The 17108-nt window shown below is 42.2% G+C and carries 13 protein-coding genes and 1 other RNA gene; all 14 read right to left on the bottom strand.

From position 1 onward, the window contains the following. Positions 1-71 precede the first annotated feature (71 nt). Entirely contained in the window at positions 72-2705 is a 2634-nt protein-coding gene (gene alaS, locus NSS60_RS04340; RefSeq protein WP_340720671.1) for an alanine--tRNA ligase, read from the bottom strand. A gap of 308 nt (positions 2706-3013) precedes the next feature. Beyond that, positions 3014-4072, bottom strand: a complete 1059-nt coding sequence (locus NSS60_RS04335) for an AI-2E family transporter (RefSeq protein WP_340720670.1) — start codon at positions 4070-4072, stop codon at positions 3014-3016. An 89-nt stretch (positions 4073-4161) separates the two neighbouring features. Beyond that, positions 4162-4302 carry a YrzQ family protein gene (locus tag NSS60_RS04330; protein ID WP_081253600.1) on the bottom strand — a complete coding sequence of 47 codons (141 nt, stop codon included), beginning with the start codon at positions 4300-4302 and terminating at the stop codon, positions 4162-4164. Positions 4303-4312: 10 nt separating this feature from the next. Further along, on the bottom strand, positions 4313-4504 hold the full coding sequence (locus NSS60_RS04325; protein ID WP_192948199.1) for a hypothetical protein: 192 nt from the start codon (positions 4502-4504) through the stop codon (positions 4313-4315). A 101-nt stretch (positions 4505-4605) separates the two neighbouring features. Continuing rightward, positions 4606-6960, bottom strand: coding sequence for an SF1B family DNA helicase RecD2 (recD2, locus tag NSS60_RS04320; RefSeq protein ID WP_128356394.1), 2355 nt, complete (start codon positions 6958-6960; stop codon positions 4606-4608). Between the two features lie 12 nt (positions 6961-6972). Continuing rightward, entirely contained in the window at positions 6973-7629 is a 657-nt protein-coding gene (locus NSS60_RS04315) for a tetratricopeptide repeat protein (protein WP_340720669.1), read from the bottom strand. Between the two features lie 62 nt (positions 7630-7691). Further along, positions 7692-8789, bottom strand: a complete 1098-nt coding sequence (mnmA, locus tag NSS60_RS04310) for a tRNA 2-thiouridine(34) synthase MnmA (RefSeq protein ID WP_340720668.1) — start codon at positions 8787-8789, stop codon at positions 7692-7694. A gap of 14 nt (positions 8790-8803) precedes the next feature. Then, on the bottom strand, positions 8804-9949 hold the full coding sequence (locus NSS60_RS04305) for a cysteine desulfurase family protein (protein WP_340720667.1): 1146 nt from the start codon (positions 9947-9949) through the stop codon (positions 8804-8806). A gap of 15 nt (positions 9950-9964) precedes the next feature. After that, a complete protein-coding gene (cymR, locus tag NSS60_RS04300; protein WP_004889303.1) occupies positions 9965-10381 on the bottom strand; it encodes a cysteine metabolism transcriptional regulator CymR in 417 nt (138 codons plus the stop codon). Between the two features lie 73 nt (positions 10382-10454). Further along, complete coding sequence (locus NSS60_RS04295; protein ID WP_340720666.1) at positions 10455-11735, bottom strand: replication-associated recombination protein A; 1281 nt, start codon at positions 11733-11735, stop codon at positions 10455-10457. Positions 11736-11747: 12 nt separating this feature from the next. Beyond that, a complete protein-coding gene (locus NSS60_RS04290; protein WP_004889300.1) occupies positions 11748-12557 on the bottom strand; it encodes a TetR/AcrR family transcriptional regulator in 810 nt (269 codons plus the stop codon). A 79-nt stretch (positions 12558-12636) separates the two neighbouring features. Beyond that, complete coding sequence (locus tag NSS60_RS04285) at positions 12637-15690, bottom strand: efflux RND transporter permease subunit (RefSeq protein ID WP_128356400.1); 3054 nt, start codon at positions 15688-15690, stop codon at positions 12637-12639. Between the two features lie 152 nt (positions 15691-15842). Next, positions 15843-16607 carry a tRNA threonylcarbamoyladenosine dehydratase gene (locus tag NSS60_RS04280; RefSeq protein WP_064214432.1) on the bottom strand — a complete coding sequence of 255 codons (765 nt, stop codon included), beginning with the start codon at positions 16605-16607 and terminating at the stop codon, positions 15843-15845. Positions 16608-16719: 112 nt separating this feature from the next. After that, positions 16720-16912, bottom strand: a non-coding RNA gene (gene ssrS, locus NSS60_RS04275) — 6S RNA. Positions 16913-17108 lie beyond the last annotated feature (196 nt).

Below are 17108 nucleotides of genomic sequence, written 5' to 3'. Positions count from 1 at the left end.
CCCCACTCTCACGTTCCACGAAATCTGGCATATCCATCCTTACATCCATTGTACACGATTTCCACCGTTTATTAAACAGATTTTACCCACTGTTCGACAAATTTAAGTGCTTCATCTACTTTATTCGCATCTTTTCCGCCCGCTTGTGCCATATCCGCTCGGCCACCGCCGCCGCCACCGCAACGCGTCGCCACTTCTTTAATGAGTTTTCCAGCGTGATAACCGCGGTCGATTAAGTCGTTTGTGACACCAGCAATTAAGTTTACTTTATTTTGTTGTACAGAAGCAAGTACAATGATCGCTGAACCTAATTTTTGTTTTAAATCGTCGACCATCGCACGTAAGCTGTTCATATCGGCGTTGTTCACTTTACTTGTGACAAGTGGAACACCGTTTACTTCTTTTACTTGGTTCACTAAATTTTCTGCTTCCATATGGCTTAAACGGGCAGCAAGCGATTCATTTTCACGTTGCAATTCGCGCATATCGTTCATGAGTGTATCGATGCGCGTTAACACATCTTTCGGATTCGTTTTTAATTTTTCCGCTACTTCTTTTAATAATGCAATTTGATCATTCATTAAACGATACGCAGCTTTTCCTGTAACTGCTTCAATCCGACGTGTACCTGCCCCAATGCCCGATTCAGAAACAATTTTAAACAAACCGATTTCGGCTGTATTTTTCACATGGCAGCCACCGCAAAGCTCTAGGCTGTAATCGCCTACTTGCACGACGCGCACGATGTCACCATATTTTTCACCAAATAGCGCCATCGCCCCCATCGCTTTTGCTTCATCAAGCGGTTTATATTCAATCGCAACAGGGAGATTGCGCCAAATTTGCTCGTTAACGATCGCTTCAATTTGCTCGAGCTCTTCTTGCTTTACTTGACCGAAATGCGTAAAGTCAAAACGTAAACGATCTGGAGCAACAAGCGAACCAGCTTGGTTCACATGCACACCAAGCACATCTTTTAACGCTTGATGCAACAAATGCGTCGCTGTATGATTTTTCACAATATCGACACGCGCAGCTTCATCAACACGCGCGGTGTACGTGCCGTTCGTTTGAATGGTGCCATGTTCAACGACAATATGATGTAAATGTTGGCCGTTTGGCGCTTTTTGCACGTCTTTCACGTACGCCTTTCCTGTTTCACCTTCAATCCAACCGCGGTCAGCAATTTGTCCACCGCTTTCTGCATAAAACGGCGTTTCACGTAAAATCAATTGCGCTTCTTGTCCTTCGCTTACCTCATTGACAAGTTGTCCGTCTTTTACGATTACTTCGACAACAGAAGAAACAGAAAGCTGGTCATAACCGACAAACGTGCTTTCTACTTTAATGTCGCCTAATACGCCGCCTTGGACTTGCATCGAATCAACATCTTGACGTGCAGCACGTGCCCGTTCGCGCTGGCGCTCCATTTCACGTTCAAAACCGCCGTGATCGACTTTCATTCCTTCTTCTTCCGCATACTCTTCCGTTAATTCCACAGGGAAGCCGTATGTGTCGTACAAGCGGAATACATCTTCACCGCTAATTGTATCGCTACCACGTTGTTTTTCTTTTTCGATGACGCTTGCTAAAATTGCAAGTCCTTCATTTAACGTTTCATGGAAGCGCTCTTCTTCATTTTTAATTACTTTTTGAATGAACGATGCTTTTTCTTTCACTTCCGGGTAATAGTCAACCATAATTTCACCGACAACCGGAACGAGCTCATACATAAATGGACGTTGAATGTTTAATTGTTTCGCATAGCGAACGGCACGGCGCAATAAACGACGCAACACATAACCGCGTCCTTCGTTTGATGGAAGCGCGCCGTCTCCAATCGCAAACGTTACGGTGCGGATATGGTCTGCGATGACTTTAAATGCCACGTCTTTTTCGGCATTTGTACGATATGTTTCACCTGAAATTTGTTCTGTTGCGCGAATAATTGGCATAAATAAATCGGTATCAAAGTTTGTCGGAACGTCTTGTAAAATCGAGCACATCCGCTCTAATCCCATGCCCGTATCAATGTTTTTCTTAGGAAGCGGTGTATATGTACCGTCAGGGTTATGGTTAAATTGCGAAAAGACGAGGTTCCATACTTCTAAATAACGTTCGTTTTCTCCACCCGGATATAATTCTGGATCGTTCGGGTCGTTGCCAAATTGTTCCCCGCGGTCGTAGAAAATTTCTGTGTTCGGACCGCTCGGACCTTCCCCGATATCCCAGAAGTTTCCTTCCAATCGAATAATGCGTTCTTCTGGCAATCCAATTTCGTTATGCCAAATGTCAAACGCTTCTTCATCTTCTGGATGAATTGTCACAGAAAGACGGTTCGGATCAAAACCGATCCATTTTTCGCTCGTTAAAAACTCCCATGCCCAATGAATTGCTTCTCGTTTAAAATAGTCGCCGATCGAGAAGTTTCCGAGCATTTCAAAAAACGTATGGTGGCGCGCCGTTTTTCCGACGTTTTCAATGTCGTTTGTACGAATTGATTTTTGCGCATTACAAATGCGCGGATTGTCTGGAATGACGCGGCCATCAAAATATTTTTTTAACGTTGCGACACCGCTATTGATCCATAACAATGACGGATCGTCAATCGGAATAAGCGATGCGCTCGGCTCAACAGCGTGACCTTTTTCTTTAAAAAAGTCTAAAAACATTTGACGAACTTGAGCAGATGTTAGCTTCTTCACGTTTCCTTCCTCCCTTATAAAAATATAAAAACTCCCATCCCTGCTCAGGGACGAGAGCTTGCTCGCGGTACCACCCTGTTTATGGACAAAACGTCCATCACCTCAACCGCCGTAACGTGGCTTCGTCGGCAGGGTTTGCCTGCACTCAGGATTAGCGTTCTGTTACTCTTCATCTGGAATTTCTTTCAGCCACGGAAATTCCTCTCTGTGCGCCAAAAGCGCTTTAAGATGGACTGTAACATACTCGATCCGTCATCGTTTTTTATGTATCACTCTTGTGAAAATTATAGACAAGCCCCTTTTTTTTGTCAATTTGTTTTCAACGAGCGAATGTGTACAAATGTCGCCTTAGCAATCGCAACGATCGGAACAGCAACAATTAAACCGATGATGCCACCGATTTCCCCACCAACAAATAGGGAAAACATAATAATAAGCGGATGTAAATGTACGCTTTTCCCTACAATAAGCGGGGATAAAATGTTTCCTTCAATGAACTGCAATAAAAAGACGATTCCAACAGTAAGAAGCAGTTTGTTTACTGATACGGTTGCAGCAATAATCGCCGCTGGAATAGATCCAATAATTGGTCCGAAATACGGGATGACATTTGTAACCCCGATGATCATGCCAACCAAAAGCGGATATTTCATATCAATAAGCCAAAACGAAAGCGCAGCAGCCGTTCCGATCAAAAAACAGACGAACAATTGTCCACGAATATATCCACCGAGCGTTTGATCAACGTCGCGTAAAAATTGCATACCTTTATGGCGCCATTTTTTCGGAGTCCATTCCCACGCTGCTTTTTTAATAAGCTCCACATCTTTTAACATGTAAAACGCAATGAAAGGAATAATAAAAAAGATGATGATTCGATTAATGAGTTGTTTCACTCCAATAATCGCACCTGTAACCGCCTCGCTAATAAATGACTCCGCTTCTGTCATCATCGCCTCAATGCGTTGATGGACATCATAAGGCCATGTGGCTGTTTCTTCATGAATATAATTCGTCCATTGTTCATACGTACGAACAAATATCGGTAAGCTTTTATTTAAATCTTCTAGCTGAGCAATGAACAACGGTGCCCCTTTGTAAATAGCAAAACCGATTCCACCAAAAAATAGTGCATAAATGGCAAGAATGGCAAGCGCTCTCGGCATGCCTCGTTTGTGGACGTATTCAACGACAGGATGCAATAAGTATGTAATGAACGCTGCGATAAGAAAAGGAGTTATAATTTTAATAAACATATGTAAAAATGGTAGCCATACAGATTTGAGTTTCACAACGAAGTAAATAAAAATTAAAACTAATAACATTTTCGTTAAGCGAACGAAAAAATGAAGATGCGGATGTTCCAAACTAATCCCTCCTTTACTTCTATAGTGTGAGGACAAATAGAAGATGTTATACAAAAAACGGCAACCTCAAATGAGATTGCCGTTTTTCGCTACATAAATGGACGCAACATTTTTTTGCCGACTTTTCTCACGTTGCGCATGTTCATGCCACCGTTTCGTTGCGCTAATTGATACGCTGCCACTCCTGCACCGATCGCAATTAAAGAAGCGATTGTTCGATTCATCGTCATTCTCCTTTCATTACGAAAACAAAGTTCGTTCGCGTTCGCTAAACAAATCGTCAAGCGAGCTAAGCGTTCCATCTTCTTCGACTTGGTGCGTATAAATCATTCCTTTTTGAACGGTTAGCTCAATAAAGCAATTCCAGCAATAATACTGATTAACGCCGATTTTACCCAAATCTTTACTTTGACAATTCGGACACTTTAACATAAAGAACACACTCCTCTTTATTTTTTCTTCTATCTTTGTCATTTTTTTACGAAAACATACATCATTGAAAAAGAAGCGTGCCGATATGTGTGTGTCCATCATTATGTTGCGTCATTTTCCATAAAGTCATACGGGGTAACACCTTCCATTCCGATGTTTGCATCTTCCATCGGAAGTAACTGTTGTTCAGGCGAAATGATCGCTGTTAATTTTTCGTATAACGTCGTTTGTCTCGTTCCGTCATCTGTTCGCATGACCCCGAGTTGGAACGCTTCTTCTTCACCACATAAAATTAAATATTGCTTACTGCGCGTAATGGCTGTGTATAATAAATTGCGCCTTAACATGCGATAATAACTTTTTACAACAGGCAAAATGACGATCGGAAATTCGCTTCCTTGCGATTTATGAATCGAACAACAATATGCGTGCGTAATTTGGTGCAATTCTTGTTTCGGATACGTCACTTCATTTCCATCAAACGAAACGACGACGAGATCTTGTTTTTCCACATTTTCATTTGCATAAAAAATGGCAACAATCTCGCCGATGTCTCCATTAAACACATTTTCATCCGGCTGATTGACTAGCTGCAACACTTTATCGCCTACGCGATAAACGACATCGCCAAACGTAAGCTCTCGTTTATGATCATGTTTTGGATTAAATAATTGTTGTAGCGTCTCATTGAGTCGATCAATTCCTGCATGACCGCGATACATCGGTGCGAGCACTTGAACATCCTTCGCCCGATACCCTTTTTGCTTCGCATTTTCAGCTACTTTTTTTACAACGTCAACGACTTGGGCACTCGTACAACGAATAAACGAGCGGTCTTTTTGAGGGATCGTCAAATCATGTGGAATGTTTCCATCTTTAATCGCATGGGCAAGGGAAATGATCGACGAACCTTCTGCCTGACGATAAATGTCTGTCAAGCGAACGGTCGGAATGACGTTGGCACGAAGTAAGTCTTTTAACACTTGTCCCGGTCCGACAGACGGCAATTGGTCTTCATCGCCAACGAAAATGACTTGCATGGATGATGGAACAGACTTTAATAACTGATTCGCTAGCCACGTATCGACCATTGACATTTCATCGACAATTAACAACTTTCCGCTAATCGGTTCGTCTTCCCCGCGTTGAAACCCGTCGCCACTCCAGCCGAGCAAACGATGGATCGTCATCGCCGGCAAGCCAGTCGATTCCGTCATTCGCTTCGCTGCTCGTCCAGTTGGAGCAGCAAGTAAAATGGGGAACGGCTCGTCCGCATCATAGCTAACAGGATCAAGCGATAGCCCGTGCAACTTGGCGAATAAATGAACGATACCGTTAATGACCGTCGTTTTTCCTGTGCCTGGTCCGCCCGTTAAAATGAACAACGGGGAACAAAGCGCTTGTTGAATCGCCTCTTTTTGTTTTTGCGAATATTGGATGTTTGCTTCTTCTTCCCATTCACCAAGCGCAAGCAAAAATTCCGCTTCAGAAAATGTTGACATATCGGATTGTTGCAATAGCCGCTTGACGTTTGACACGATGCCTTTTTCCGCAAAATATAACGAAGGGATATAAAAACGATCTTCTTCAACAATTAACTTTCCTTCTTCAGATAAATGGACCATTTCACGGGAAATGCAAGCGACATCGACAAGTTCTTGACGTTTTGCTTCTAACAGTTGTTTTACTTCTGTAAGCAGCTGTTCATACGTCATATACACATGTCCTTCTTGCATGCAATGTTGTTCAATGACGTATAAACAACCTGCCCGAATACGATCAGGATGATTACCAGAAATGCCAAGCTGCAAGCCGAGATCATCTGCACGTCCAAATCCGATTCCTTCAACATCTTCCACCAGTTGATACGGATTTGTGCGAATGATTTGTAACGTTTCATCTTTGTACACTTGATAAATTTTCATCGATAATTGAGGTCCAAAGCCAAATTGCGATAAAGCGATCATAATTTGTTCTAATCCTTCATGTTCGCGCAACGTCTCATATAGCTGCTTCGCCTTTGCTTTTGTTAGCTTCGGTACGTTCGCAAGCACGTCGGGATCTTCTAATATTTTTGAAATCGCTCGCTCACCTAACGTTTCAACGATGGCAGTTGCTGTTTTTTTACCAATCCCTTTAAACATTCCGCCCGATAAATATTGAATCACTCCTTCTTTCGTTTCAGGAAACTCTTTTCGAAAATGATCGACAACATATTGTTTCCCAAAGCGCGGATGTTCTTTAAATGAGCCAAAAAACGTATATGTATCATACTCGCCCAGCAAAGGGAAATAGCCTGTCACAACAACATCTTTTTCTATATGCGGTTCATTTGTTTCTTCCACACGCACACGAATGACAGAATATAAATTGTCTTCGTTATGAAAAATTGTACCGACATGGACGCCTTTAATAAACGATCGTCCGTCTAAGTCTAACTGTTGTTGCAACCCCATCTCCCCCTTTTTTTATTGCAATGCCCGTTCCATTAGCTTTTTCCCATGACCTGCTAACAAGTGATCGGGCTGAATGGCAAGCGCCTTCTCAAACATCGCATGTGCGGTTTTCGGATCGTCTTTATATGCATAGGCCACACCTAAATTGTAATACGCATCCGCATGTTGCTCGTTTAAATGAATCGTCCGTTCAAAATATGTCATCGCTTCATCCACAAACTGCAATTGTGCTAAGCAAAGCCCAAGCTGAAACGTCGCTTCCACATCGCGCTCGTTTAATTCTACTGCCCGCTGAAAATACGGCATCGCTAAACGTGGTTGCTCTAAATATATGAGCGACATACCAAGCATAAAAAACACATCGCCATCCGTTAATCCTGCTTGAATCGCTCGCTCAAATTGCTCTTTTGCGCGATCGAATTGCTGGCGATTGTAATAAATCGATCCGAGTCCGTAATATGCGGTTGCGGCTTTTTCGTCGAGTTCAAGCGCCTTGTGAAAAAAGCGTATCGCTTTTTCTTCTTCTCCGACGGCTGCTAATATGTTCCCAAAATTAATGTACCCAACAGGGTCGTTCGGTTGTTGTTCAATCGCTTCATGAAAACATTTAACCGCTTCTTCATATTTTCCTTGCTGCATATATTGAATGCCTTGTGCGTTGTAATCCATCGCTATCACCTCATATGCATATTATAACAAAAAAGCCTTCAACTCGTCTGTTGAGTTGAAGGTTAACCAACGTATGTGAGTTTTTCTCCATCGCGAAAGACTTGATCGATCGTTCCGCCACCGAGACATTGTTCACCGTTGTAGAAAACGACCGCTTGACCTGGAGTCACTGCGCGCACGCGCTGCTCAAATGACACACGCGCTGTCGTCTCATCGATCATTTCTACTGTTACCGGTACATCTGGTTGACGATAACGGAATTTCGCTGTACAAGCAATCGGTTCATTCGGTTTTCGATCGCTGACCCAATTGACGTTCGTTGCAATAATTGCATCAGAATAAAGCAATTCGTTATCAAATCCTTGTGCAACGTATAAAATGTTGTCTTTTAAATTTTTCCCAACAACGAACCAAGGCTCTCCGCTACCACCAATACCAAGTCCGTGGCGTTGTCCGATCGTATAGTACATTAAGCCATCGTGCGTACCTTTTACTTCTCCATCGAGCGTTTGCATCTCGCCCGGCTGTGCAGGTAAATAATTGCTTAAAAACTGTTTAAAATTGCGTTCTCCGATAAAACAAATGCCGGTGCTATCTTTTTTTCCTGCTGTCGCAAGTCCCGCTTCTTTGGCGATTTCACGCACTTTGGACTTTTGTAATTCGCCGATTGGAAACAACACTTTCGATAATTGAGCTTGGCCGAGCTGATTTAAAAAATACGTTTGATCTTTGTTTGCATCTAACCCGCGCAACAATTGGTATTCTCCATCGCGATAGGCAACGCGAGCATAATGTCCTGTCGCTAAATAGTCCGCTCCAAGCGCCATCGCATGTTCTAAAAATGCTTTAAACTTAATTTCTTTATTGCACATCACATCTGGATTTGGCGTACGCCCTGCTTTATATTCGTCTAAAAAGTACGTAAATACTTTTTCCCAATACTGCTTTTCGAAGTTGACCGCATAATACGGAATACCAATTTGGTTGCACACACGCACGACATCTTCGTAATCTTCCGTTGCGGTACATACCCCGTTTTCGTCGGTGTCGTCCCAGTTTTTCATAAAAATGCCGATGACATCGTACCCTTGTTGTTTTAATAATAAGGCTGCGACCGATGAGTCAACTCCACCGGACATGCCTACTACTACTCTTGCCATCGTTTTCCCTCCTTTCACGCTTTTGTTAGCCGTTTCACAATTTTTGCAATGTCATATGCTGCTCGTTCGACTTGTTCAATCGTATTGCCATATCCAAAGCTAAAACGAACAGAAGAACGAATGCGTTCGGAATCATTTCCGTACATCGCCACTAACACATGTGACGGATCAATTGAGCCAGCTGTACACGCTGAGCCGCTTGAGGCGGCAATGCCTGCTAAATCTAAATTGACAAGCAATGCTTCTACATTTGTTCCGAAAAACGCAACATTTAATACATGTGGCAAACGATTTGTTTCATGACCGTTCACCGCGTAATGAATGCCTTCTCGTTCAAATGTCGTCAACATGATACGTTGAAACTGTTCATATAACGCTCGTTTTTCGGACATCATTTGTTGTGCGAGTTCAGCTGCTTTTTGCAATCCGACAATACCGGGTACGTTTTCTGTCCCTGCACGTCGTTTTCTTTCTTGTTCTCCGCCGTATATGTGTGGCGTCAGACGAACCCCTTCACGTACGTATAAAAAGCCGACTCCTTTTGGTCCGTTAATTTTATGGCTTGATACGGAAAGTAAATCGATGCCAAGTTCACGCACATCAATCGGAACGAGACCATACGCTTGTACTGCATCCGTATGAAAATACACATCGTGGTCATGAAGCAATTGAACAATATCATGAATTGGTTGCAACACACCTGTTTCATTGTTGCCAAACATGATAGAGACAAGAACTGTATCATCGCGCAAGGCGCTTTTTACTTGTTCAACAGAAATGATGCCATGCTCATCCACAGGTAAGTATGTCACATCAAATCCTTGTTTTTGTAAATATTTGCACGTATTTAATACGGCATGATGTTCCACACATGTTGTAATGATATGACGACCTTTCTCGCGATTCGCCATTGCTACACCAATGATCGCTAAATTATCGGCTTCCGTTCCACCGCTTGTAAAAATGATTTCGTTCGCTTTTGCCCCGATCGTTTTAGCAATGGTCTCTCTCGCTTCATCAAGGGCACGTCGTGTTTCACGACCAAATGAATGAATGCTTGATGGGTTGCCAAAATATGTTGTCATGTACGGTACCATTGCCTCCACAACTTGCGGATGAACAGGAGACGTCGCTGCGTGGTCTAAATAAATGCGTTCCAAATACATTCTCCTTTCCTAGATATAAAACATATATGCATCACCGTGGTCGTCGGTATGATTTAATAAGTCTTCAAGCGTCGTGCTATCTAATACTTCTTTTACCGCATCGCGAACGCGCATCCATAATTCACGTTTCGCTGGTTCTTCATCTTCTAGTTCTTCAACGACTTGAAGCGGTCCTTCCAACACACGAATAACATCGCCCGCAGTAATTTTTGATGGTTCATCTGCTAAAATGTAACCGCCATACGCTCCGCGAACGCTTTTCACTAAACCAGCGTTTCGCAATGGGGAAATGAGTTGTTCTAAATAATGCTCCGACAAATTATTCGTTTGAGCGATCGATTTTAATGAAATCGGTCCCTCTCCATATCGTTTCGCCAATTCAATCATAATCGTTAAACCGTATCGACCTTTTGTAGATATTTTCAAACGAATCATCCCCTCATTCACTGTCAAAAGAAACACAAGCCATTATAACATAAAAATACGAAACAAAGGAACGTTACTGCTTTTTTCGTTCGCTTAGCCGCTCATAAACGGAAGCGAGTTGCTTTTCTTCGCCGTTTTGTTTCGGTTGATAATATTGCACTCCGATTAAATCGTCAGGTAAGTATTGTTGTGCCACCCAACCGTATGGATAATCGTGTGGATATTTATACCCTATTCCGCGTCCAAGATGTTTTGCCCCCGCATAGTGAGCATCTTGCAAATGAAGCGGAATCGATTGTCCTTTTCCGTTTCGCACATCTATGAGCGCTTGATCGATCGCTTTATATGCACTATTTGATTTCGGTGATAAACACATGTCAATCGTCACGACTGAAAGCGGAATGCGTGCTTCTGGCATACCGAGACGCTCTGCGGCTTCGATCGCGCTCATCACCTTCACACCGATTAGTGGATTGGCTAATCCAATATCTTCATAAGCAATGACTGCAAGGCGACGACAAACAGCGGTAAGATCGCCACCTTCAAGAAGCCTTGCTAAATAGTGAAGCGAAGCATCTACGTCACTGCCGCGAATACTTTTTTGAAAAGCGGAAAGTAAAGAATAATACGTATCTCCTTGTTTATCATACGTTAGCGACTTGTTTTCTACACAAGACAAAACAGCTTGCACATCCACAACAGCATATTGATCCCTTTGTTTCGTTGCATATACGACTTCCTCTAAAATCGTCAATGCCGCTCGAGCATCTCCGTTTGCCCCTTCAGCAATGATCGAAAGTGCCTCATCGCTAATGTCAATATGCCAATCGCCTAATCCTCGTTCACGATCGGCTAAAGCGCGGTGCAATAATGCGAGCGTCTTCTCTTTTGTTAATGGCTGCAACTGTTTTATTTGTCCTAAGCGACTGCGAACAGCCGGATTAATCGAATGAAATGGATTTTCTGTCGTCGCACCAATGAGAGTAATCAAACCACTTTCGACATGTGGTAATAAATAATCTTGTTGCGCTTTTGTGAAACGATGAATTTCATCAATAAATAAAACAACGTTGCCTTCAAAGCGAGCATCCGTCACTATTTCTTCCATTTCTTTTTTTCCTGCCGTCGTCGCATTGAGCGTATAAAACGGACGTTGTACCGTTCCAGCGATCGCATAAGCAAGCGACGTTTTCCCGACACCAGGCGGTCCGTAAAGCAATAACGATGGCACATAACCATTTTTAATCATTCGATATAGCGCTGTATGTGAACCGATCACATCGTCTTGTCCGATGACTTCATCAATCGTACGCGGGCGCATACGATAAGCAAGCGGCTCTTGAGCAAACAACATCTTTTTCTCACCTCACAATGCTAACGCTGCACGTAAGGCAGGAACAAATTGGCGCATATGACTTTGTTGTAAATATAAAAGAAACGCATCAACAATCGCTTTTCTCAGGTCATCCTGTTGTATTTCTGTTTTTAACTGTTTGAGTAGCTCCATAATATGATGATCGCCTGCTTCTTCCATCATCTCCTCAATAAGCGCAAGGGCACGTGTTTTTTCTGCTTGGACATCGTGGCTTAGCAATGGCATGTCATGCTGTAAACTGTCGACAAGCGCATCAAGCCGCTCGATTAAAAAAGGAGCTAATCGTTGAAAAGGAAACGACTTTTGTTCAAACAGAACAAAAAATAAATATTCTTTTAACATGCCATTTAACATGATGGCACAATCAAGCACATACGGACGAATACGTTCCCCGTATACATCGATAAGTGATTGAACGTACCAGTCAAATAAATGGGAACGAATGCGCAAAACAAGCGCGTGAACGTCTTCACTAACTTTTTGTGCATGATCGCCCATATGCATTTGTACAATTTCTTTATGCTGTTCAAACGCTTCAATTTGTAAAGAAAGCTGTTTTAAAAATTTTTCGCGCGCCGTTAATGAACGGTCTGACGCAATGCGAGCGAATTGCTGAAACAACTGATCGTAATGATATTGAAAAATCGATAAAACAATTTCCTCTTTTGATTTAAAGTAGTTGTATAATGATCCTTTAGCTAACTGACTATGTTCAGCAATTTCTTGCATCGTTGTCGCATGATATCCTTTTTCAGCAAATAGTTTCATCGCCACTTCAATAATTTGCTCTTTTCTGCTCATGAGGCTCCATCCTTACTGTTCGTTTCTCGTTTTATTATAACACAACAGGCTGACCGAATTTCAGCCAGCCTGTCTCCAATTATGCTTGTCGTTCTTTTTTCGCTTGTCGGAAGAAAAATAGTTCGTATACAACAGGAACGAGAATTAACGTCAATAACGTTGATGACGTCAATCCACCGATGACCGTAATCGCTAACCCTTTAGAAATGAGCGTTCCCGATGACTTTGTCAACGCAAGCGGAATGAGTGCGGCCACCGTCGCAAATGCTGTCATTAAAATCGGGCGTAACCGCGTTTTACCTGCTTCAATAAGCGCTTGACGGATCGTCATTCCCTTTTGCTCACGATTTTGCCCGATGCGGTCAACGAGAACGATCGCATTCGTTGTCACAATTCCAATGAGCATGAGCAAACCGATCATGACGCTCACGGACATCGGTTCATTCGCAATAAATAAGCCGAGCAACGAACCGATTGGAACGAACACAAGCGATGATAAAATAATAAACGGAATACGCGCTTTTCCAAACGTAATGAGCATCGTAATATACACAAGCCCAATCGCTACAACCATCGCTAAACCAAGCTGTTGGAACGTTTCTACCGTTTCATCGCTTCCACCGCCACCTTCAAACGAAACGTCTTTTGGTAAATCCACATCTTTTTTCACACCATTGATAACATCTTGCGTCACTTGTTGAATGTTATCACCAACAATTTGGGCAGATATGCGAGCAAACACTTTTCCATCAAGTTTTTGAATAGACGTAAACGTATCGACTTCTTTTACTTCTGCCAATTGTTTCACCGGTACAGGTCCAAATTTTGTGAAAATAAGCGTATTTTCTAGCTGTTCAATTGATGTCATTTGTTCGCTATACGACAATTGCACCGTCCGCTCTTCACCATCTAGCATTAACGTACCGACTTGAACAGGGCCTGTTTGATCGGCAATCGTACCAAGAACTTGGAATCCAGAAACACCGTAATGTGCCGCTTTTTGTGGATCAATGTCCACAATGACTTGCTTTTGTTGGTCGGCAAAGTTATTTGTCACATATTTTAAATCGTTACGCTTTTTTAAGTATGCTTCTACATCTTTTGCCGCTTGTTGTAACGCCGTTAAGTTTGTCGAATATAAATCAATATTTACGTCATTGTTTGACGGCGGTCCACCAGATTGCAATTCTTGGACGCCTACTTTCGCCCCGTTAACTTCCTCTTGTGCAATGTTTTCCATTTCTTTTTCGAGTTCTTTTATAAACCGAGAAACGTTTACATTCTCTTCTAACGTAATAAAATAGTTGGCTTGATTTTTTCGTTTTAAACCGCTCCGAAAATCGCGCGTACCAATCCCTGCCGTCACTTCTTTAATTTCTTTCTTTTCGTCAAACATTTTCTCCATTTTCAACGATACATCGTTCGTCTTTTCTAACGTTGTTGAAGAAGGAAGCTCAATAGCGGCAATGAGCGTTTTTTGTTCTTCGTTTGGAATAAACGTAAAACCTAGTTTTGGCACAATCGCAAATGAGCCGATTAGCAATAAAATCGATGATAATAATACAGTTTGTTTATGATTCAGCGCCCATTCAATCGCTTTACCGTAAGCTCGTTGCAACGCACCTTCTTTTTCTTCTGGCGGCACTTTTTTAAACGAAAACTTCGCTAAAATTGGAACGATCGTAATGGCCACAACGAGCGACATTAAAAGCGAAAACACAATCGTTAGCGCAAATGGCAAGAAAAACTCGCCTGTCACGCCACCAACGAGGCCGAGCGGTAAAAAGACAACGACGGTCGTGATAGTAGACGATGTAATTGCCTTTAAAATTTCTTTCGTCGAGTCTTCGACAAGTTCATCTGTCATCCCGGTGTTTGACTTACGCACGCGACGGAAAATGTTTTCGATGACAACGATGCTGTCGTCAACTACTCGCCCGACCGCAACGGCCATTCCACCTAACGTCATAATGTTTAAAGAAATATCCATCCGCTGTAAGAAAATAGATGCGACTAATAACGAAAGTGGAATGGAAACAATGGCAATGATTGTGGCACGCACGTTTCGTAAAAAGACGAGCACCGCAATGGAGGCAAACAATGCCCCAAGCAATCCTTCACGCACGAGCGTTTCGACAGACTTTTTAATTCCTTCAGCAGAATCAAATCCTATTGCATAGTCTATTTTGTCTTTATATTTGTCAAGTACGTTTATCACTTTGTCCGCTACTTCAACCGTGTTCGCATCTTGCTTTTTCGTAATCGCCATCGATAAAGATGGTTGTAAGTTGTAGCGCGTAATTTCTCCTTGGTCTGTTACAGGTTGAATTGTAGCCACATCTTTTAATGTAATCATAGCTGGCGCTTGTTGAGCGCTTGCTGGCGCGCCTTGTGATGCATTCATAATCGGAGATGACAATGGCAAATTTTCAAGCTGTTTGATCGTTTCGATTTTTTGTTGAACACGAATCGGAATTTGTAATGTCTCTGTCTGTACGTTACCAGCCGGGAAAGCTAAAAACTTTTCATTAATTTGTTCTTTAATTTGCGTTAAGCTCAACCCATATTGCAATGCTTTTTGTTTATCGACTGTAATTTGAATCAAGTTTTCTTCCATCCCGCCAACCGAAATGGAATTGACACCGTTAATTTTTTTCAACTCAGGAACGATCGTATCATCTAGAAATTGCTGGATGTTCGTATCCCCTTTAGCAAACAGCGAAATGTTATAAATCGGGAACGTACCAAACGAGAAGCGATTCACTTTCGTCTGCACATTTTCCGGCAAATTCGCTTCTTTTATTAGCGACTCAACTTGCCGCTCGACTTCTTCCATGTCTGTATTAAATGGAAATTCGAGGTTAATGATTGCGATACTTTCAAACGATGTACTTTGGAGTTTTTTTACTCCTTCAATGGCTTTCAACTTTTCTTCCAATTTTGTTGTTACTTGCTCATTCATATCTTCTGGTGAAGCACCTGGGTAGATGACTTCAACAGACAGCTGCGGAAATTCAATGTTTGGCAACAAGTCTACTTTTAAAGAAGAAAACGAATATAGTCCACCTAATATGAGTAAAAATGAAATGATAAATACAGCGACCGCATTTTTTAAACTAAACCTTGTTAACATGCTCCTCTTCCCTTCTTTTTTATAGTATGACCAATTGGTCGTTTTTTACGACTATATAGTCATAACACGACTATAGTGCAATTTTTCTCATTTTGCAACTTCCGATGTGCACTAAAATAGAAAATAAAAAGCGCAAAGGCCCTCCCTTGCGCTTATTGTTGATCAACACGTTGAATTGGAATATCTTTTAATAATTGTTGTACGACGTGCGCCGCCATAATGAGACCTGCGACAGATGGAACGAACGCATTCGATGACGGCGGCATTTTTGCCTTACGAATGGTTGCCTCATCATTTCCTACTTCTTTTCGCACGTCTTCGCGAATGACAATTGGACTTTCATCCGAGAAAACAACAGTGATGCCTTTTTTAATTCCTTCTTTCCGCAATCTCGTGCGAATAACTTTTGCAATCGGGTCCGTATGTGTTTTTGAAATGTCAGCGATGCGAAAACGGGTCGGATCCATTTTATTTGCCGCACCCATGCTCGAGATGATCGGAATATCGCGCTCTAAACATTGTTTCATTAGATGAATTTTATACGAAATCGTATCCGATGCATCAATGACGTAGTCAATATCGTACGAAAAAATTTGTTCATACGTCTCTTCTGTATAAAACATTTTTAACGCAATGACTTCGCATGCTGGATTAATGTCTGCGATGCGCTCTTTCATCACTTCTACTTTCGGACGACCGACAGTAGATAATAGCGCATGAATTTGTCTGTTCACATTTGTAATGTCAATATCGTCTTTATCGATTAAAATGAGACGTCCAACCCCTGAACGAGCAAGCGCCTCAACCGCAAATGATCCGACACCTCCAATGCCAAGAACGGCCACTGTGCTTTCGCTTAATTTTTTTAAACCTTCTTTCCCGATTGCGAGTTCATTACGAGAAAATTGATGTAGCATGTTTTGCCTCCCATATGTAAGTATTTCAATCGGATATACATGCATTATGGCACAAAAAAAGCCTTAACGTAAAGCATGTTCTTTACGTCAAGGCTTTATTCATTTTTGTTTCCTAAGTCCCAATCGTGCCGTCGCTGATGGCCTTTGTTTTGAACCCGCTCTCTCACAGGTGGGTGCCCTGTTTCAAGCTTATGTACGTCCTCTCTATGTAAATGAGGCATGTACGCCACCTGAAAACCCGGGCTCCCGTATCACACATTGTTCGGTCAAAACAATAGGTGATACGACAAACACATCAGGACTTCGTGTTATTTGTATGTTAACACACTTTCGATCGTTTTGCAACGTCACAAATTTAGTCGGAGTCAGTCAAGACTTTGTGGGAACTTTTTTGATTCGCTGAAAACAGATGTAAGTCATAGGTTAGCGAACCATTTTTTTGAATTCCATCCGTAAGCGCTTTCGAACTCTCATCCCTTGCCATGACAGATCGATATGTAT

It is taken from the genome of Anoxybacillus sp. FSL W8-0382 (genome assembly GCF_038003845.1).
Taxonomy (GTDB): Bacteria; Bacillota; Bacilli; order Bacillales; family Anoxybacillaceae; genus Anoxybacillus; species Anoxybacillus flavithermus_G.
This window is presented reverse-complemented; position numbering and strand designations above follow the sequence as displayed.

What these genes read in the sequence shown, in the direction of transcription:
- NSS60_RS04295 (WP_340720666.1), bottom strand. Translation starts at nt 11,735, where the DNA reads ATGTTGTTTGCTCAAGAGCCGCTTGCTTATCGTATGCGCCCGCGTACG.
- NSS60_RS04290 (WP_004889300.1), bottom strand. Translation starts at nt 12,557, where the DNA reads ATGAGCAGAAAAGAGCAAATTATTGAAGTGGCGATGAAACTATTTGCT.
- NSS60_RS04285 (WP_128356400.1), bottom strand. Translation starts at nt 15,690, where the DNA reads ATGTTAACAAGGTTTAGTTTAAAAAATGCGGTCGCTGTATTTATCATT.
- NSS60_RS04325 (WP_192948199.1), bottom strand. Translation starts at nt 4,504, where the DNA reads ATGTTAAAGTGTCCGAATTGTCAAAGTAAAGATTTGGGTAAAATCGGC.
- mnmA (WP_340720668.1), bottom strand. Translation starts at nt 8,789, where the DNA reads ATGGCAAGAGTAGTAGTAGGCATGTCCGGTGGAGTTGACTCATCGGTC.
- NSS60_RS04280 (WP_064214432.1), bottom strand. Translation starts at nt 16,607, where the DNA reads ATGCTACATCAATTTTCTCGTAATGAACTCGCAATCGGGAAAGAAGGT.
- NSS60_RS04330 (WP_081253600.1), bottom strand. Translation starts at nt 4,302, where the DNA reads ATGACGATGAATCGAACAATCGCTTCTTTAATTGCGATCGGTGCAGGA.
- NSS60_RS04315 (WP_340720669.1), bottom strand. Translation starts at nt 7,629, where the DNA reads ATGGATTACAACGCACAAGGCATTCAATATATGCAGCAAGGAAAATAT.
- recD2 (WP_128356394.1), bottom strand. Translation starts at nt 6,960, where the DNA reads ATGGGGTTGCAACAACAGTTAGACTTAGACGGACGATCGTTTATTAAA.